Genomic DNA, 19,004 nt, shown 5'->3' on the forward strand with positions numbered 1-19,004 from the left:
CTATATTTTTTTCCATTATGTACAAAATAAATAAGCAGCAGACGAAGTTATTTGCATCTTGGTAACCCATTTTCCGCTAGCGGCACGTCTGATCGTAAGTTGCTCCTTTTTAAGAAATAAATTACATGTTATCCACTTCTATGGGTTATAGATGATGTAAAATCATCTTTGTAAAATACACGAGCATTTAGAAAGGAAGCGATTTCAATAATTTTCAAGAAGCCTTCGTTTGTCCTAAGCTCCATAGCTGCAGTAAGTATTTTGTTATACGGATGTGGTACTGAGAGTTCAGAAAAGCCTATAGAACAGACCGAAAGTACATCGACGGAGACGAATAAGGGTGATGAATTCAAAAGTCAAAATCCAAAATCGTCCTATGCTAATGTAGTTAAAATTGATTCCCATCAAGAACATCCGACTGTTCGAGCCCGGATAGATACAGATCACGGTGAGCTATATGTTGTTTCCAAAGGAAAAGAAGCGATTGGCCATGTCACTACACCAAGTGTTCTAGGGAGTGAAGGAGACTTCTTTTATCAAGGGAATTATTCCGTGATTTCCAAACATCATGAGGAGATAAAAGAAATAAAAGAACTACAGGAGCTTGTGTTTATTCAACCTTCTGACCAACCTATTTCCTTCGAGAAAATCAGCTTTGAAGCCATGGACGTTTTCCTGCTCACTCCTGAATATACCTCTTCAAGAGGGTACAATTCTTATGCTTTTGGCGTGGATAAAGAAAGCGGAGAAGCATTTGCAATCCCTTTTAAAAAGGCTGACAACGTTCAGGAAACAATCAATTATGAAAAGACGAGTACTCCCGATAATGAAAGCGAAAAGCTGGTCGTAACCACGAGAAATACAGAAGGACAAGGCGATACATTAACTACAACATATAGCTTTAATAAAAACAGTAAACAGTTCGTTGCAGAATAGATAAGCATGAGAACGTGTGAACCGGTAGATCGCTAAACCTTGGGAACAAGGAAAAGAAGCTGCTGCAATTAAAAAAGGACATCAGCCCGGGCAAGGGCCAACGTCCTTTCATCGATTTTTTTGCTGCATGGAATGTTTATTATTCACGAGGAAACTCATCTAACTGATGGCTATCATCCAGTTGGATCTCCACCTTCTTGATCTTGCGACGTTCCGAGGATAACCAGTCTTTGATCGCGTTAAAATCACTGGTATCCAGGGCTGCCGTTTCGAGATCGAATCGATCGTTGTTGATCCATGCATAAGACAGGACTGGCCATGTCGGCTTCAACATGAACTGCTTTTCAAGATCGGGCGATGCATATCGAATCACTTTAAAGGAGTCTAGATCCACTGCAACGATAATGTGCCGGACGACCACACCGCCTTCATCGTTGGCATACCGAAACAGCATTTTATCATGATCGGGAGACAGCTTGTAATCCTGAAAAATGCCAACAGGCATCGTTAAACTATCGGTATGTTCGCCATCGGTTCGGATCAGGATCGTGGAGCACGCTTGGGTTCCGCAGCTATACTTCAACATCGCATACGTTTCAGCAGTAGCTACAGGAAGCTTCACAAACTGCGTGCGCGCAATCTCTGATTCGATATTTCCCTGATTCAGCAAATACTTTTTATACTGCGGGATGTCGTTAAGGTGTACTTTGAGGGACGTATCATCGCTTTTGAATTCCACGACATCAGGCAAAGAAGCCGCAGCTGAGTCGCCAGATCCGGAGCCAAGTCGTTCCATGTGTACCGCGCTTGTTTCGGCGGCCTGACTTGTTGTCATGGTGCTTGTATAGACCCAGATCAGACTCCCCGTACCAATTATAAAGAAGATCAAGAAAGCGAGGGCATATTTTTTCATCGAAGATTTTCTCCATTCCAGGTTGTTTTACGCCAGACTTCATTCGCTTTATGAGTATTCCCAAACATAAGGAGATGAAGCACATGGCACTTACAGACAGCTTGAAAGACAAATTGTTGAGAAACACCGGATTCTTTGAGGGTAACAACGGTTACTCCAACCTGAGCGGCAATTTTGACGGGCAAGGGTTATCCTTCGGCATCATCCAGTACAATTTTGGCCAGGGCAGCTTGCAACCGCTGCTGAAGGAGTATATCCAGAACAACGAAACCGAGTTCAAAGGCATATTCGGCACCACCAAGGCAGCAACCTTGAAAGACGTCGTCCTCAACAAAACGAAGACTCAACAGATTGCTTGGGGGAAAAGCATCTCTACAAGCAGCGGCGGGGTCGTCTCTGAATGGAAAAGCCTGTTCGAAGCGATGGGCGCCAAATCGGCAAACCAGGCATTGCAGCGCAAGCATGCTCAAAGTTATCTGGATCGCGCCGTTGCCTTCGCCGGAAAATTCGGCATCGTGAGTACGCAAGGCCTTGCCTTCCTATTCGATCATGCCGTTCAGTCCTGGAGCCTTGATGGCGAGAGCTCGATTATTTCCGAGATCACGTCGCTTGAGAAGGCTTGGAGAAATTCCGGCGAAACGGGCCGCTACCCTGACAAAGACCGTCTATACTCCGTCTTGAAAGGCGTCAAAGGTTCTGACCCCATCGCCCGCAGGACGGCGATCCGCAACGGTTCGGGGACAGTGCATGGCAAAAGCTATAATATTTCGTCCTTCGGATTGTCGTACTCGACCAATTTCTAAGCGTAGTCAGGCGGAACACCCCTCATTGGGGTGTTTTTCCAATTTAAGTCATTATATAATACGGGATTCCGATTGGGGTTTCAGTTCGGTATCAAAGCCGGAAAGAAGAAAACCAATATTGTAACTATTCGTAAACAAATTGGAAATAGATTAGATGGAAAAAAGCCCAACCTTCAAGAAACAAAGATCGGGCTTGGTTATGGTGAATTTGTTTAAAGGGAGCATGCCGGGCCTTTCGCCATATAGATTAAATCTTTCTTTCTATTCTTTCACACTTCGTCACAACAACCTTAAAGTGAAATCACATTTTTCTTTAATTTAATCCACGAGATAACTCTTCAATAACTTCTTTGGTTCGTTCAATCAACTTGTCAATTCTCTTCTTACTTTCAACTACTGAATCGGTGTATGACTCCTCTTCTATTTCGCAAAGATTTTGCATTGTACCAATGAATAGTGCTACTTCTAAACTATTCTTTGATGGAGGGTTACCCTGAACAAGTGGAAGAATCTCATTCATAGTAAAAATTGAAGGAAGATCCATGCTGTGCACTTTATGAATGTACACTGCCTTCAAGATTGAATTTATTGCCCAATTACACAATACCAGAGCAGCATTGAATTGATGATGAGCATTCATCCTCAAAGAAAGCCTAAGATGATACTCTGCTAACATTCGGTAATCGGAAACATGATCTTGATAGGGATTAATCCCTTTAGTGGGTAGATCTAATCTTATGTTTTCCACGATAGAAGACTTCAATGATGATTGTGTCTGACTTGGATGGTTAGAACAATGATTTGAAACAAGTTTACTCATCGTAATCCCTCCATAACGTCACGTATATTTTTCTTACCTATAGTGAAGACTATAACACAAATATAACTGTATAGTAGTTATATTTCAAATTTACTTACTATCTATTGGTTAAACACTCTTCCTCAATTCACTACACTTCTAAATAAGAGAGGTGTTGAATATGTCCGAACTTCTGGAATTAGTCGGTACTCGCATCAGGGATATAAGAAGATCCCAAAATCTATCACAAGAAGCCCTAGCAGAAAAAGCTGGATTCAATCCAAGTTACATCGGATTCATCGAGCGGGCCGAGCGTAATATTTCATTAAAGAATTTGGAGAAAATTGCATCCGCCCTAGATGTAGGCGTAAATGAATTGTTTACATACGTACAAGAGCATGGTGAACTTTCTGAGGGTGACGAGAATATAAAACGTCTGATCTCGCTACTTAGAAAACATAATCCTGAAGAAGTCTCCATGGCACTTAATGTGATTACAGAGATATTTAAAACATATGACCGAAAATAAAGCAGGCAGCTTTGGACTCTGATCTGAGTCTTAAGCTGCCTTTTAAGTTTCATCGCCACTTCATCAAAAATTCACGTAATTACGTAATTCCCCTACAAATTTTTGCGTGATAATCATTGAACATTTGTTCGTCTTACGATAAAATCATATTACATTCTACGATATTACGTACGTAAAACAGGAGGATGTCTATGAACTTTAGTTATAGTTTTCCTGCAATCCGAGGGATTCAAGCAGGTAGAGAGTTTTATACTGTCATGTGTCCACTGAGGTTAATCCCCAAAATTTTCCTCTTTGATGAGGAAGAAATTCCTGCTGAACACCGAGCTCAACGGTTAATGAATAAATCAAGGATTCCTGATATTACAAATTACATTCTTGAGAATCCTAGCGACTACATATTCTCTTCATTAACTGCATCGGTTGACGGTGAATTAATTTTTCAGCCCCAGTCAGAGGAATTCAGAGACCTAGGCTATTTAAACATTTCTTTGGATTCCAAGTTTCTCATTAACGATGGACAACATAGACGCGCCGCGATTGAAGAAGCACTGAAAATCTCACCAGAACTTGGTGATGAAACAATCTCAGTCGTGTTTTTTCATGACCTTGGTTTAGTTCGCTCTCAACAAATGTTTTCAGATTTAAATCGTCATGCCGTGAACACTACTTCATCAATCGGAATTTTATATGATCACCGTGATCAATTATCTTTGATTACGAAGAGTTTGATTACCGAAATCCCATTACTAGAACGGTACACGGATCGTGAAAAAGTATCGTTGTCTAAAAACTCTCCAAAGTTATTTGCTTTAAATCATATTTTCAATACAATCTGTAGGCTGCTAGGTAAACGGAAAGGTGAGCTAATCTCAGAACCCGAGAAAAAATTTGTGTCTGAGTTTTGGGCACTTCTTTGTGTTTCTATTCCAGAATGGCAGGACGTTTTAGATAAACAAACCTCTCCAAGAGACCTTCGAGCAGGCTCTGTCGTAGCACATGGTGTCTTCCTTGAGGCTATTGGTATAGTAGGCCACTATCTATACCGCTATCATTCGGATGAATGGGAAGTGTACGTAAAAAAACTTTCAAAGATCGACTGGAGCCGCGATAATAAAACAGATTGGTTAGGCCGTGCTTATGGACAGACTGGACGGATCAATAAGACCAATGAGACCATTCAATTGACTGCGAACCATATTAAGATCAAACTCGGGCTTCCTCTTACTGAGGCTGAGCAGAAAATTGAAAATAAAATAAAAGAAGGTACACCCATCCATGTTTAATATATTTGAGACCGGAAGCAAATTTGTCGAAGCCAAAGAGCTAGTCAAAGAAGTATATCAAGCTGATGAAAGACCTTGGGTTGTTGGTTTCAGTGGAGGTAAAGATTCTACTGCTGTTGTACAGCTAGTCTTTCAAGCTTTATCCGAACTGGAACCTTCTGCCCTGAAGAAAAAAGTATACGTCATTTCATCTGACACACAGGTAGAGACTCCTTTAATTATAGATAAAATTACGCGCACTCTTGGCCGCATACAAGATCAAGCACTCTCTTTAGGGCTACCCATTGAAACTCATAAAGTTCGACCTAAAGTTGAGCAAACATTCTGGGCATCTATTATCGGTAAAGGGTATCCAACACCTCGCCAAAAATTCAGATGGTGTACGGACCGGCTTAAAATCGAACCAGCAAACCGCTTTATCCTTGATAAGGTCGATCAGTTTGGCGAGGTTGTCATGCTACTAGGAGTTCGTGACTCCGAGAGTTCTACAAGAGCAGGAGTAATGCAATCTCATACCATTGAAGGTACAAATTTAATGCGTCACTCTACACTTCGGAATGCATTTGTTTTTGCTCCGATCCGCTCCTTTAATCTTGATGACGTATGGGAATTTTTGCTGCAGTACGAATCCCCATGGGGTGACGATAATAATGAATTACTTCAACTCTACCAGGATTCAAGCAGCGAATGTCCACTTGTAGTAGACAAAGAAGTAAAAGAAAGTGCTGGTTCATGTGGTAATAGCCGTTTTGGTTGCTGGACATGCACTGTCGTGAATGAAGATAAAGCTTTGAGCGGATTTATAAATAATGGTGTAGATTGGTTGCGCCCCTTATATGATTTTAGAAACTTTCTTGTTCAAATCCGGGAAGATCGGACGAAAAGACAAAAACATCGCATGAATGGCGAAGTTTATCTAACGACTAATTTGGGCGATATTGATCCTAATGATTTGAGTCACCCAAGGATCTATAGATCCGAAATTAAAGATTATATCGAACAACACAAAATCGACCTTGCTTCCGTTGAGGAATTGGATGTTCTGATTTTTGAAGATGAGAATCCAGATGCTGCTCCTAAGCGTTTTGGTGTTGGACCTTTCACAATGAAAGCTCGCGAAGAGATTCTGCGAAAATTGTTGCAGACCCAAGAGGAAATTCGTAGAATTCACGATCCTAATGTTGAATTGATTACATTTGAAGAACTTAAGGCGATTCGGAAATACTGGCATGACGACTTACAATGGGAAGACCGTCTTCCTCTCATTGTGGAAGAAGAAACAGGGGTAGTTTATGATTGGCATCAGAATGACCGCCCTGTATTCAAAGAAGATCAGGTAACGGATTTAGAGTCTCTTTGTAAGGAAGAAGGAGTCAACCTGAATCTTCTCAAAGAACTGATTTCCGTGGAAAAGGAATTCTCCGGGGTTAAAGTAAGAAGAGGACTATTCCAAGCATTCGACAAAACACTTAGACAAGACTTCTTACATTTATAAAGGTGGATTAAAATTAATGCTTATTCAAAAACTGGCTCTCCGAAATATAGGTGCTTATTTTGGAGACCTTAATAAATTTGATTTCCGTACTACGCCAAATCGCAATGTCGTTCTGCTTGGCGGTAAAAACGGTGCAGGAAAAACCACAATACTGGAATCTTTAAGAATCGTTCTATTTGGTTCAATGGCATACGGTTTTATGACTGATAATGAACCATATTTCCGAAAAATTAAAACCTTGTTAAATCGCAAAGCAATCAATGAAGGGCTTACAGATCAATACCAGATTACTCTTGATTATAGTTCTACAGAAGATTTCGAATTACATGAATACTCCTTAATAAGAAGTTGGAGTCTTAAAGGCGAACGAATAAGAGAAAGCTTTGCTGTAAAACGGGATAATCAGTTTTTAAGTGCCCAACAAACTGCTGATTTCCAAAATCGTTTGCGTGAAGAAATGCCCCCTAGACTTTTCGAGCTGTGCCTTTTCGATGGTGAGGATATCTCACGTATTGTATCTGAAGAAAAGATCCCTGAATATTTAAAAGAATCAGGTAAAATTTTATTTAACCTTGATCTCTTTGTAAATTTGGAAAAAGATTTAAACACGTATAGAATACAATATGCCCAGCAAAATGCTAGTGCAGCAGAAGAAGTTGCTCAGCATGAAAAGCTTGAATTGGAGATCAATCAACTAAAAGCAGATATCAATGAGAAGCAACAGCTTTTAGTAATGCATGAAGAAGAAATTAATCATCTGAATGATTCCATTAAACAAGATAAAAAGGATTTCGAGATCCATGGCGGATTACTTCAAGAAAAACGACAAGAATTGGTTTCAAGAATAAACATGATCGAGAATAAACGTAAATCCAATTCGGATCAGGTACGCCATTTCATTTCATCCCTCCTGCCCTTCTTTATTGCCAGGAAACAATTGCAGGATGTGGCTGAACAGTTGAATGCTGAAAAACAATATGAGTCTTACTACTATGTTGCAACATCCCTAGAGAAAGAAACACTAGGTTTACTTCTAAGTGAAGTACTTGGCTCAAACAAGGAGATTGAGGCAATCAAAGTAACATCTATTTTCAATGGAATCTTAGATCTAATCAAACCGAACCAAACCAATTTGCTTCATAGAGCTTCATTTGAACAACGTAGTGAAATTCATAATCTATACAAGCAAATTCAAGCACTGGATGCATCGGAATTTATCAAGCGATTCGATGAAAATGCTACGTTACTGAAAGAATCACAGGAGTTAAGGGCTCAAGTTGAAACAAACGATCAATCTAGCGAGTTCAGAGAACTTCTGGAACAAATTGAACACAAAACCAAACAAGTTGAACAAAACAAAATGATGTTGGAACAACTTGAAGCCGAAATTCAGACAATGACTGAAAGTTTAAACTCCAGGATCCTTTTGAAGGAGAAAGTTGAAGAAAAAATCCGTGAGTACCATAAATCCGAAAAATCATATGCAATGACTGAGAAATTACTTAAGGTCAGCGAGCGTTTCAGAGAGCGTCAATGGCGTAAAAAGCTTGATGATGTTGCCAATGAAACCGTGCGCATGGTGGATATGCTTTTCCGTAAGAAGGACTTTATTAAACGGATTCATATTGACCACACTACATTTGAATTAAAACTCTATAATCAAACCCATCAAGAGATTTCGAAAGAACGTTTGTCTGCCGGGGAAAAGGAAATGTTGATGCTTACAGTAATCTTGGCTATGTTTAGAGTCTCCGGATGGAAACTACCATTTGTATTCGACACTCTTATGGGAAGATTAGATCAAGATCATAAAAAAGCCTTGATGAAACATTTTGTACCACGTTGCGGAGAACAAGTTCTCATGTTTACTACAGATTCTGAAATCACACCGGAGCAGTTCCATATAATTGAGGAATACACGGCACGCTGCTATACGTTGGAATACAATGCCACTGACGAGAGCGCAGTGATTGTTAAAGATCACTACTTTGATATCGTTAGAGAGGCGGTGCAGCATTCATGAATTTCACATTAAAAACTTCCAAATATGCTAAAGAGATTCTTACGCAAATCCATTCGTCATCTGGGATTACTCCAAATATTTTAATTCGGTATGCAGTCGCTCTATCATTGAAAAAAAATGATCCTAACAGTCCCATTGAACCGATTAAAAAGGACTTTCCAGATGGGCTTGTATTGAATCGAAGCACCGTCACCGGTGAATATGACTACGTTTTTCGTGCGATGATTACTCAGGCTGCTGGACAAGAACTGACCGACGAAGAGTACTTCCCCTCTTATTTTAATGCTCACTTGGAGCGTGGAATTCGTTTGTTAGCTTCAGAGTACAAAAGTGCCGGGAATTACGAAAAATTCATTCGTAATTTGTTAATTTAACGAAAGTAGTGATTCTCATGTTGTATCTAGATAATAGTGCTACTACAAAAATTCACCCAGAAGTTCTGGAAGCAATGCTACCCTATCTCCAAGAGGAGTATGGCAATCCATCTAGCAAGTTCTATTCCCTAGCAGAGAACGCTAAAAAAGCGGTATCTACGGCACGTGAACAAGTTGCCCACCTTTTAGGATGTGACCCGGATGAAGTTGTTTTTACCAGCGGAGCAACCGAAAGCAACAACATGATTATCAAAGGTGTCGCCGATTACTATGGATATAAGGAACATGCGTCCAAATTCTTGTTAACTTCTGCTGCCGAGCACCCTTCTGTTCTCGAAACATTTGAGTTCTTAGGAGAACGTGGATATACTGCACACTTCCTAGATGTTGATTCTTTTGCAAGAGTAAGCGTACAAAGCATTGCAGAAAAGGTGAATCAAGAACAGCCGCTTCTTACCTCTATTATGTGGGGAAATAATGAAGTTGGTTCCCTAAATCCAATTGTTGAGCTTTCCAATTTATTCGCGACCAATGAATTGTTTTTTCACACTGACGCGACACAAGTTATTGGAAAAGTTCCGGTAGATTTGCGAAAACTCAGTGGGATTCGTTTTCTCTCTATGTCTGGACATAAAATTGGCGGCCCCAAGGGAGTCGGAGCCGCCATCATACGTAAACAATCTAAAGAGATTTATACTCGTCTTACCCCTCTTCTTCACGGGGGAGGACAAGAAAATAATTATCGAAGCGGAACTCTGGCTGTTCACAACATCGTTGGGTTAGGTAAAGCCGCAGAGCTAGCGTCGCAGAATTTAGAGAAAAACGCTCAACGCCTAACTCAATTGGAGAATTATCTAGTTGATATCCTTAAGACAAATCTTGGAGACAAGGTTACCTTTAATAGTGATAAACAAGATAAAATTCCAGGATTAATCAGTCTCCAATTTATCGGTGTAAACAATGAGTTGTTGCTCAAAAAATTATCTAGCTTCATTGCACTTTCATCTGGATCAGCATGCAGTTCAAGCAAACCAAGTCATGTATTGAGTGCTGCCGGTAAATCCTTAGAAGAGGTTCGCCAGACAATTAGGATTACATTAAGTGCTGATGTAAGTGAAAAAGAGTTGGATTTGTTTAGAGAAATTAGATAAGCTGTACTACTTAAAATGTTAATTCAAAATCAATAAAAAAAGGGACGATATATACGCCCCTTTTTATTTTTGTTTTGGATTCCATGCTTACTACTAAAAAGATTCACTCATGATACATAAAAGCTCTTCTAAGCAATTCTTATTTCTATTCATCTGAACTTTTGTTCATTAAAATTAATACTCAATAAATTGTGAAAATTTTATTGAATGCTAGATCAGCAAGGAATTTTGTCCTCGCATTAATATCTTCAATCGTCCATTCATTTTTCTCGTGATGTTCTCCCATAAACTCTTCAACAACTTTAAATTGAGAATCACAATATATTTTTTTCTTATCTTTAAAGTTCTTAGACCCACATTTGGTGTTTAATTCCTGAGAAAGCGGCAATAGATTACCTATTGAGTGGGCTTCTTCAACTCCACTTGATTGATGTAATATATGCTCAATACTAATGTTAGTTATCTCCAATTCATTCCCGCTTCTATAGTATCTTTCCATTTTTTTAAATAAGTATTGAATCACTTTCTTTTCTTTCGTGTAAGAATCAGAAAAACGGAGTTTATTTGTGAATTGCAGTTGAAACTCCTCATAAGTTGGCTTCTTTCCACATAAATCATTAATTAGCTCATTTATAATTCTATGGCTGTCTTGTTTGTTATTAGAATTTCTAATGTCTCTTGCAAAGCGAGAGTATTTACTTTCTAAACCTGAAGCACTAGAGGAACAGATTGTAGAAAAAATAAAATGAAACTCTTCAATGGCTTTCAGAGCCTTTTTAATGTAATCTAATGAGATTTTTCCTTCTCTTTTACCTTCCAGTAAAGATAATAACAAGGGTCTTGGAGAGACGACCCTCATTACGCTTAATGCTTGCAAAGATTGATATATCTCAACATCCTGTTGTTGCTTCCAATCCTCTGTAACTGGTGAAGTTATTGTTTTATAATGTTGTGACTCAGTTACAAGTTGATCCAAAAATGCCTTCATAATAATTTTGTCATTTCTAGGAATTCGTCTAATAAATGACTGATATATTTTTCCCTCAGTTGCGTGTTCATACTTTGAAATCCAAAAATGCCGCATAAATGTCTTGATATCTGTCTGATTTTCCCTTTCTTGAAGATTTTTCAAAAGGATGTTCCATTGCCCTTTTGCATAATCAATGGGGTGTTGATCTTTAAGCACTTTAAAAATTTGGTTTTTTATCAAGTCAGCCATCGATAAATCAAGTCCCTTGGCATTCAGTGTTTCAAAAATATTATATGCTTCATCTTCATTAGGCTCTGTAATATAAATAGTTTTGAAAGCCAACACTTGATTTCTTACTGCTGTGATGCAATCGATATAGCTTTCATCTGTTTTATCTTTATTTGAATGAGTATAATGATTTATTTCTTCAATCAATTCTTGCTTTTTAAGTTTCTTTCTGAAAAAGTTATATGCAAACGCCAGATTCTTCTCTTCAGTTGTATTTGGGGCAATATCCTTTTTTTCTTCGTTTTGAATTGCCTGTTTAATATAATTCGATGAACGTTCATTTTCTAGTCTAAAATATGAATCATCATCTGGCGTTTTCCCCTCGATATATTTATAACAACCACGTGCTTTTTTCTCCTCTTTCAAATCCTTATAAGTTTGCACTAGTGCACTTAATAAGACAGTTATTGAAGTTAATCTCTGTTGACCATCTACTACTTGTAAGTCATAGGAATTTTGGTTCCCAACCATAACTAAAGAACCTACAAAATAATTTTTAGCAGTAAACTTCTCATTTTCATATGTTATGTTGACTAATATGTCTTTCCATAATTCAGTTAGCTCATCAATTGTCCACGAATACTCCCTTTGAAATCTGGGAATAATATACCTTTTTTCTGAAGAGAATATTTCCATTATCGATTTTTGTACAGAGTGAAATTCCATGCTAAACCCCCATTAAATAAACTAACTATAAACAATAAATATTAAAAAAATCTACAACGATACTCTTTTAGACCTTGAATCTAATCTTTTTACACAGACTTTCACGTTTATCCTTCAAGAAAATACACATACAAATTCAACAAAATAAAGTACATGCTTCCCACTACCTTTACAACTCCCAAAACGCCTTATCCCGCATCCAAATCGGCTGTCCCGATCCAGCTTTTACAATACTATAGTGCTTCTGCAGCGACTTAATTCGGTTCATAATGTTATCTTCTTCTAACTTGCTTTGCGTACCGAATACCATTCGAATTTCTTTGGCAGACATTTCGGATACGTTATGCACAATCCAAGTCAAGATATAGTTTGCATAATCATTATCTGAAGTAGAGAAATGACTCAGGAACTGTGTAGATAGAATCGTTCCTACACCGTACTCCCGCCCTTCTTTCAGAATCTTCTTGATGGAATTGAAATCTTTACTAAGGAAGTTATCTGCCTCATCGACCAAGATCATTCGTGTAATCTCACGATATGGCCCATCAATTGCACTATGTCCGAACATTTGCATCTGACTATAGAAAACATCAAGCGTAATCGAAACCACTAGGTTCTGAATGCTCTCACTATAGCCAGACAAGTTAATGACTGTGATTCCATCAATCATATCGAACAGTGAGATCGTTTTGGACGAGTCTGTTTCGAACACTTCTGTCTCATACAGCTCCTTAAGGGCTGCGTACAAGGAATCGACTTTTGCATTTTCTCTCCCAGCATAAAGTTCATATACGTCGCTCATCGTAGGAGCAGGCAAATTCCAAGTCGTAGAATCACCTTTCACAATCCCCTTCTTAGCATAAGCTTCCATCATCAGATCCTTCAGAGTAATTGCTTGAACCTGTCCGAGATTGAAAGATCGTACAATCGTATCTGTTAGAGAGTTGCTTGTATGAAGCGGCAACAAAGGTTTAATCGGTTCGGCCATATACAAAGATAACGGATTAAACGGCAAATGATGCAAATTATATACTTTAGCATTTGTTTTCTCCGTAAAGTCGGCCTTAATATAATCTCCTTTATAGTCGAAGATTAATATCCCGATGGGTGTGTGGTTCACATTATCATAACTATTTCGACTCAGCTGGGTGATGAGAGATTTCGTAAACTGCGTCTTCCCTGTACCCATCGTTCCAATGATTCCAGTATTGGTGTGCATGATTTTATCCGTAGACGTAGGGAACCATTTCACCTCTTCATCCGACGTAGCTTTATGTCCAAATAATACTTCTAAAGGTTTACTTTGTTTTTCTTGTTCTTCTTGAACCTCATTATGAGTTTCCCGGGCTAAATCTACCACCGGTGCACTCGCTTCGTTAACAGTAGTGGTTGCTGCCACTTCACTTTGACCTGCATCATACGAATTATTACTCTCTGCAGCAATAAAACCTGCTTCTTCAGTTGATGAGAATGATTCATAATCATTCTTTGAATACTTATAGAGATTACTCAATAATTGCTCAGGAGACAGGTCCCCTTGATTACTCTGAATATACTCCTTCATCTCTTCTACACTTTTGAGGATGAATTCATATCCGCTCTGTTCAGGATAATCAAAGATCATCACATCATCGCTTACTCTAACATCGGTAAACACAACATCTTTCTTAAATGAAATTACTGCACCTTGTCCAATGTATTGATCTAATGTATTTACAATAGTGTAATTATCATTAAGAAGGCGTTCACGAACATCTGAATCCGTAATCTGGCTCCACATCTGTTCTGGCCATACCGAATAAAGTTTCATTTTTTCTGCACTCGCAATCGCCAGTTGCATAAAGAAATTTCGGTAGAGAACCGCTTGAAAGCTTTCGTCATCTGTTAAAAATTCCACTAACAATTGTTGTGTCTCTTTAACTTGTTCTACTGCCTTATCTTGCACTTTGGCTCCATTATGGCCGATCTTTACTTCAATCGGGTAAAAATGAACAAACAATTCCTCTTCTTGCAGCTCGATTCCAATAAATAATAAGTCATCACTGTAGGAACCAAATCTCCCCAGCTTTCTCGCAGAGAATAGTCCTTCTGATTGTCGAAGGCCTGTTCCGCCTGAAATCCTAAGGATCTCTTCCATTGAAATTGGAATCCAGATAATTTCACGATGTGCATAAGCAGCGAGCGCGAGTTTTACCGCAGAAAGAATACTGATCTTTTCTTTTGGGAAATAATTCTTCTGCGCCAACAAACGAAGCAGCCAATTACCATTAATGGCATTAAAGAAATTAATAATTGGAGGCAACATCTGATCTTCAACGTAAATTCTCTGATGTCCAAGGAACTCTTTGATGAGGCGTTGATATTGTTGAGAACGTCTGGTCACCGTGATCGCATCAAATCCGCTAGAGGACGTATATTGGTCACTATAATGAATAACAAGCAAATCCTTCTGTGTATCACTATTCTTAAAGAAACTCAAATCCACTTTTGGTTCAATAAATGTAACCCAATGTGCAGAATCATATACCTGATCCAGTTGTTGCTTGTGATTAGCCGAAATCGCTGTAACAATATTGATATCCTCTTGGTAATTATCCAGGGTTCTAGCCACTCTCAGTAAAGAATTTAGCTTAGGTACCATTTTTAAAAGCGGCGCTTCTTGTGTAGGATAGTATCTGGTTCCGAATCCTGTCTTATAATCCTCGTTAATAAATACGGAGGGAATCCCCGAGACAAGGCCAAATAAAGATACTCCTGTTATAATTTCGGAAGCATTACTTGTAGCAATCTGCTCAATTTTATTCATCTGATAAAAAGTGATATGGCTATATTCATAAGTAGACGTATCCGTGCTCTTAGAATAGAATCTTACCTTTTCCCGGAAAATATTCAATAATTCTTCCGGGTGATAACCATCCAGTTCCAATTTAAGATTAAAATGTTTGGCTATTTCTTCAGCATCTGAATACTGCGACATCTCTTCAAATACATTGTTAATTCCTTTTTCAGCATAGATGTAAATCTCGATTGGCAAAAGATTTGCCTTCTCCAGGTTGTCTTTCAATTGTTTCTTGTAGTATTCAAAAAGGCCTTGAAGTATTTCCTGACAGTCTCCCATATTAATCGTATTTATCTTCAGTGGTGCCCGACGATCCAATTCGAAAAGATATCCAAAATGCCCAGTGAACTCTTCAATTTTCTCCTGTACCAGCTTGTTCACAAAGATTTTGGAGGATTCGAACCTCGGTAAACTTTGATCAATATATGAGGCCCACTCATATGAATCCGTCATCTCAATCGCCTTATACAGTTTGGAATTGAAATGGACATAAGGCAGCAAGTTCGTCGGTCTCATGGAGTGCAATAATTCCTCATTAATCGGTTCGTCTCCAACCAACTGGTTTAATTGTATTTGGTATGCCAAATTAAGAGGATGCAATGGCGTGAATAGCCATTCCGGATTTCCATGTCCCCTTTGAATTGTTCCAACCAAAACAAGATCTCGTTGACTCTGATTGAGTGATTGTCCATTTTGTAATTGCTCTAGTTCATGCATATATGCATCAATATAATTTTTGGCTAGTGAAATATAATCCTCATCCAAATACGCTAAGCTAGGAAGCAAATTGTTGGTCCTAAAATAGCGAAGGAGATCACAATATGCCTCTTTTAAAGGTTCTGAAACCGATATAGACTCAGGCACGATCTCTCCTAAATTGTCTTCAGAGAAATACAAGTGATTAGTTTCCAGTAATTTTCGTTCTCTTTCTAAACTACGTTTAAACTCTCCCTGTGCAAAGGTCTCTCTTGTACCTTGGACAATTTTCATTTTTTCATTCTCAATACGGTACGTAAAATGCTCTTGCTTTTCACGTTTCAATTTCCATACACTGAATCCACCGATTGGAACGGGTCGCTCAACCTGATCCTGTACTGCAAAAGGAATATTTGTATGCGGCAGTTGAATATTAAAGTAGATAAGTTCCTCGTCGCTATTGTTCTCCTCACTACGAGAAACAACGAGCTCCTGATCTTCCGTAATATCAAATGTACTTTGGGATTCGACAAGATTAACTTTGATGATCTCAGCAGCATCTTTGTTAAAGAACCAATGTTCCTCATCTGAATTGATTAAAAGACAGGAACCTTTGGACTTGGATAAGTTGATAGCGTATGAAGTTTGGATCGTTTGGAGAACTTTGGCATTTGTCTCCACAACAGTGATCCTGAACTCGTATGCAGGAGATACCTCTGTTTTGTATTTCAATCCGTAAAACGTAGTTTGACCAATTTCATGTTTCAAATGCACACGAATCTTTTTGCCTGCTTGTTCAACTTGTATAGGATGTTTGATTTTAGTCTCATTAATATATTGGTTTTTAATAAAATCATTAAAGGCAAATTCAATAGTAATCTGCTCTTTTTGCTCAGGGTTAAATATAATAATGTTTCTTTTGCGTTGTTTGCTCTTTGTTTCTCCATCCGCTCTTTCCCAGTACTCCAAGCCTTCTACTGTCAGTTTTTTGCTTGCCTCTAAGTATTCTAGTCCTTTTCCTTCTAATTTCTTTTGATTTGATCTTCTCACCGAGCCAAAATCAACATTTTGCCATGTTTCTGGTTCGGAAAGTACTTTTACTCCCTGATCGTCAAAATGACGTTCCAAGCTTGTTTCTACAGCGCCATGTTGGTGGGCAAGTTCTACATCACTATAAAGCGAATGGTTTTCTTTTAGCCTCTCTTTGATTTCTTTAGGCGTTCTGGGCGTGTTAAACAACTCAGCATCGTAAAAAAGGCCGAAATTTTTATATTCATATGCCTCAAGCTTTTCATTGTTTAAAACGGTAAGTATATTTTCATAGTCAAATAGGGTCACCTTCTCATGCAGCCCTTGTTGTGCTTTCATTGACTCTATAGAAAAATTAAGCACTTGCTTCTCTTCTAATGATAAATTAGATTGTTTCATCATTTCTTGAAGGTCTTTTTCAATGGAATCAATATGGAATGGCATACCCTCTTTTGAAAATGAGGTCATTCCTTGAACTAAGCTATCCAAGTTAGAATTATGGATCAAGAGCATCGCCAAATCTGCAAATGGCTCTTCTCGAATCCCAACTTTATTACGTAATGTTGTCAGGAAGTCAGGAGTAATTTCTTCAATGTTTGATGCAATCAATACTTTTGTTTGGCCGTAATCTAAAGTTTGGGACTGATAAAATCCATCCTCCGTTGACATGGAAAAGGGACTGATTCTTTCTACATTCTTGATTTCGTTAACTAGATTTAAGACCTGTTCATCACGCTCAAATTGAATATGATACTTTTCTCCTGGCTGAATGTTGACTCCGCTCAAAAAACGATCAATGAGATGAGCAAGATAACTATAAAAATGCTTTGACATAAATGGCATCCCCACTATCACTTTTTTTCTCTAACAGGTTTAGCTTTTCAAAGTATTCAATAATAGATACTTGAGTATCTCTGTCATAAATAATTCCTCTTGTTTCGAATTCTTCAAAAAGTTTTTTCAGCCTGATTTTAGGCTCATTTTTAATGATGACTTTTGTAAGGAATAATAAATAATCCGTATCCAGGATCAACATTTTTCCAGATCTTCCCCGGGATTTGAGAAAAGATTTCTGACAAAAATGTATAAACCACGTCTTATATTCGTTATACGGCTTTGAGCGAAAAGTATTATTAAATTGGTAATCGATCATCTGAAACAATGTAGATAATTTGTTCAATACCGGTAGATCATATTGTTCTGAATTGAAATTCATTTGAGCCCACTTTACATCGGATAGCCCTTCCCGATATTGTTCTATTACCTCTTCTACAACCTTCTCAATTTCTTCGATCTCTTCAACATTACGATTACGAATAAATTCTGCAATCTCATGATAGGAATAAATTTGCCCTTCTTCCTCCACGGACATATTAAGCATTTTAAGAAAATTTACGTGAGTAAACATTCGACTGATGGATCTCTCAATATTTTTCCATCCATATTCGTAACTAACACGAGTTTTCGATAGTCTCTCTTCTTCTTCAAATGTAAAATAAATCGGTATTACACCCTTCTCGTGTTTGGTGAAGAGATGTTCATTTCTTCGTGACATTTGAGTGATATAGAAAAAGTAATAGTACGATAGCAATTTTTCAAATTGTTGTGTAAATAAATCTTGTTTTGTTGCCAGCCATTCAAAATCAGAAGCAAATAATTCCGACACTTCCGGCAGCAATACTGCATATTTTTTAGATCGGCCGTTGGAATCTTGTAGTTCAGGCAACGCACTAAATATCAATGAACTCATCAAATCGTCAGTTTGTATTTCCTTATCGCTAATATTCCAAGTCTCCTTACCATTCCACAACACTACATAAAGAAACTCGGCTAACTTTTTATTCTCATTTTCAACCGTGTTAATGTAGTAGAGCGTCTGCGGATGGAATAAAAAGAGCTGATTATTCTCGTCAATGAATAACGTCTTAATCATCTGCTTGAATTCATTCTTTTGACTTACATTCTCGAATTCAATCGAATCAAGCACCGCTTCAACTAATTGTTCTGGGTTTGCCTCTGAAGACATTTTCTTTTGTCCTACCAAGCGCAAAAACTCACCGATCACTTCTCTAAAATTAAACTGCGTGTCTTTAAACTTCGTATTGTAGGGCAAAATCTCAACAGGCAATTTAGGATTGTGTCTAATGGATGTTTCAAATTTAAACTTATCCTTGATCTCCTGTAGATTCAACTTATAATCCATATTT

The 19,004-nt window shown here is 38.2% G+C and carries 13 protein-coding genes; 8 read left to right on the forward strand and 5 right to left on the reverse strand.

What is annotated here, in order from left to right:
- Positions 1-261: 261 nt before the first annotated feature.
- The gene (locus tag L6H98_RS27965; RefSeq protein WP_236420986.1) at positions 262-936 is read left to right on the forward strand and encodes a hypothetical protein; all 675 of its coding nucleotides are present in this window, start codon (positions 262-264) and stop codon (positions 934-936) included.
- Positions 937-1,075: 139 nt separating this feature from the next.
- Here the strand turns inward: L6H98_RS27965 and L6H98_RS27970 are convergent, their stop codons facing one another.
- Positions 1,076-1,849, reverse strand: coding sequence for a hypothetical protein (locus tag L6H98_RS27970; RefSeq protein ID WP_236420987.1), 774 nt, complete (start codon positions 1,847-1,849; stop codon positions 1,076-1,078).
- 83 nt (positions 1,850-1,932) lie between these two features.
- Between L6H98_RS27970 and L6H98_RS27975 the strand changes: the two genes are divergently transcribed.
- Positions 1,933-2,652: a hypothetical protein gene (locus L6H98_RS27975; protein WP_236420988.1), complete on the forward strand. Its 720-nt coding sequence runs from the start codon at positions 1,933-1,935 to the stop codon at positions 2,650-2,652.
- Between the two features lie 313 nt (positions 2,653-2,965).
- On the opposite strand, the gene L6H98_RS27980 is transcribed toward L6H98_RS27975, so the two are convergent.
- Positions 2,966-3,472, reverse strand: coding sequence for a hypothetical protein (locus tag L6H98_RS27980; RefSeq protein WP_236420989.1), 507 nt, complete (start codon positions 3,470-3,472; stop codon positions 2,966-2,968).
- 160 nt (positions 3,473-3,632) lie between these two features.
- Between L6H98_RS27980 and L6H98_RS27985 the strand changes: the two genes are divergently transcribed.
- The 6 genes from L6H98_RS27985 (at position 3,633) to L6H98_RS28010 (ending at position 10,309) form a co-directional block, all read left to right on the forward strand.
- A complete protein-coding gene (locus L6H98_RS27985; RefSeq protein WP_236420990.1) occupies positions 3,633-3,980 on the forward strand; it encodes a helix-turn-helix transcriptional regulator in 348 nt (115 codons plus the stop codon).
- Between the two features lie 185 nt (positions 3,981-4,165).
- Positions 4,166-5,266, forward strand: coding sequence for a DNA sulfur modification protein DndB (gene dndB, locus L6H98_RS27990; protein ID WP_236420991.1), 1,101 nt, complete (start codon positions 4,166-4,168; stop codon positions 5,264-5,266).
- Positions 5,259-6,761: a DNA phosphorothioation system sulfurtransferase DndC gene (gene dndC / locus L6H98_RS27995; protein WP_236420992.1), complete on the forward strand. Its 1,503-nt coding sequence runs from the start codon at positions 5,259-5,261 to the stop codon at positions 6,759-6,761. Before dndB ends, dndC begins: the two co-directional genes overlap by 8 nt.
- 16 nt (positions 6,762-6,777) lie before the next feature.
- Entirely contained in the window at positions 6,778-8,784 is a 2,007-nt protein-coding gene (dndD, locus tag L6H98_RS28000) for a DNA sulfur modification protein DndD (protein WP_236420993.1), read from the forward strand.
- A complete protein-coding gene (gene dndE / locus L6H98_RS28005) occupies positions 8,781-9,158 on the forward strand; it encodes a DNA sulfur modification protein DndE (protein ID WP_236420994.1) in 378 nt (125 codons plus the stop codon). Before dndD ends, dndE begins: the two co-directional genes overlap by 4 nt.
- Positions 9,159-9,175: 17 nt before the next feature.
- Positions 9,176-10,309, forward strand: coding sequence for an aminotransferase class V-fold PLP-dependent enzyme (locus L6H98_RS28010; RefSeq protein ID WP_236420995.1), 1,134 nt, complete (start codon positions 9,176-9,178; stop codon positions 10,307-10,309).
- Positions 10,310-10,490: 181 nt separating this feature from the next.
- On the opposite strand, the gene L6H98_RS28015 is transcribed toward L6H98_RS28010, so the two are convergent.
- From L6H98_RS28015 to dptG, 3 genes are all read right to left on the reverse strand, one after another.
- Positions 10,491-12,233, reverse strand: a complete 1,743-nt coding sequence (locus L6H98_RS28015; RefSeq protein ID WP_236420996.1) for a DUF262 domain-containing protein — start codon at positions 12,231-12,233, stop codon at positions 10,491-10,493.
- Positions 12,234-12,402: 169 nt separating this feature from the next.
- Complete coding sequence (gene dptH, locus L6H98_RS28020) at positions 12,403-17,631, reverse strand: DNA phosphorothioation-dependent restriction protein DptH (protein WP_236420997.1); 5,229 nt, start codon at positions 17,629-17,631, stop codon at positions 12,403-12,405.
- Positions 17,612-19,000, reverse strand: coding sequence for a DNA phosphorothioation-dependent restriction protein DptG (dptG, locus tag L6H98_RS28025; protein ID WP_236420998.1), 1,389 nt, complete (start codon positions 18,998-19,000; stop codon positions 17,612-17,614). Before dptG ends, dptH begins: the two co-directional genes overlap by 20 nt.
- Positions 19,001-19,004: the final 4 nt, after the last annotated feature.

It is taken from the genome of Paenibacillus sp. JJ-223 (assembly GCF_927798175.1).
GTDB classification, from domain to species: domain Bacteria; phylum Bacillota; class Bacilli; order Paenibacillales; family Paenibacillaceae; genus Paenibacillus; species Paenibacillus hubeiensis.

What these genes read in the sequence shown, in the direction of transcription:
- dptG (WP_236420998.1), bottom strand. Translation starts at nt 19,000, where the DNA reads ATGGATTATAAGTTGAATCTACAGGAGATCAAGGATAAGTTTAAATTT.
- L6H98_RS27975 (WP_236420988.1), top strand. Translation starts at nt 1,933, where the DNA reads ATGGCACTTACAGACAGCTTGAAAGACAAATTGTTGAGAAACACCGGA.
- L6H98_RS27985 (WP_236420990.1), top strand. Translation starts at nt 3,633, where the DNA reads ATGTCCGAACTTCTGGAATTAGTCGGTACTCGCATCAGGGATATAAGA.
- dndB (WP_236420991.1), top strand. Translation starts at nt 4,166, where the DNA reads ATGTCTATGAACTTTAGTTATAGTTTTCCTGCAATCCGAGGGATTCAA.
- dndD (WP_236420993.1), top strand. Translation starts at nt 6,778, where the DNA reads ATGCTTATTCAAAAACTGGCTCTCCGAAATATAGGTGCTTATTTTGGA.
- L6H98_RS28010 (WP_236420995.1), top strand. Translation starts at nt 9,176, where the DNA reads ATGTTGTATCTAGATAATAGTGCTACTACAAAAATTCACCCAGAAGTT.
- L6H98_RS27970 (WP_236420987.1), bottom strand. Translation starts at nt 1,849, where the DNA reads ATGAAAAAATATGCCCTCGCTTTCTTGATCTTCTTTATAATTGGTACG.
- dndC (WP_236420992.1), top strand. Translation starts at nt 5,259, where the DNA reads ATGTTTAATATATTTGAGACCGGAAGCAAATTTGTCGAAGCCAAAGAG.
- L6H98_RS28015 (WP_236420996.1), bottom strand. Translation starts at nt 12,233, where the DNA reads ATGGAATTTCACTCTGTACAAAAATCGATAATGGAAATATTCTCTTCA.
- dndE (WP_236420994.1), top strand. Translation starts at nt 8,781, where the DNA reads ATGAATTTCACATTAAAAACTTCCAAATATGCTAAAGAGATTCTTACG.
- dptH (WP_236420997.1), bottom strand. Translation starts at nt 17,631, where the DNA reads ATGTCAAAGCATTTTTATAGTTATCTTGCTCATCTCATTGATCGTTTT.
- L6H98_RS27980 (WP_236420989.1), bottom strand. Translation starts at nt 3,472, where the DNA reads ATGAGTAAACTTGTTTCAAATCATTGTTCTAACCATCCAAGTCAGACA.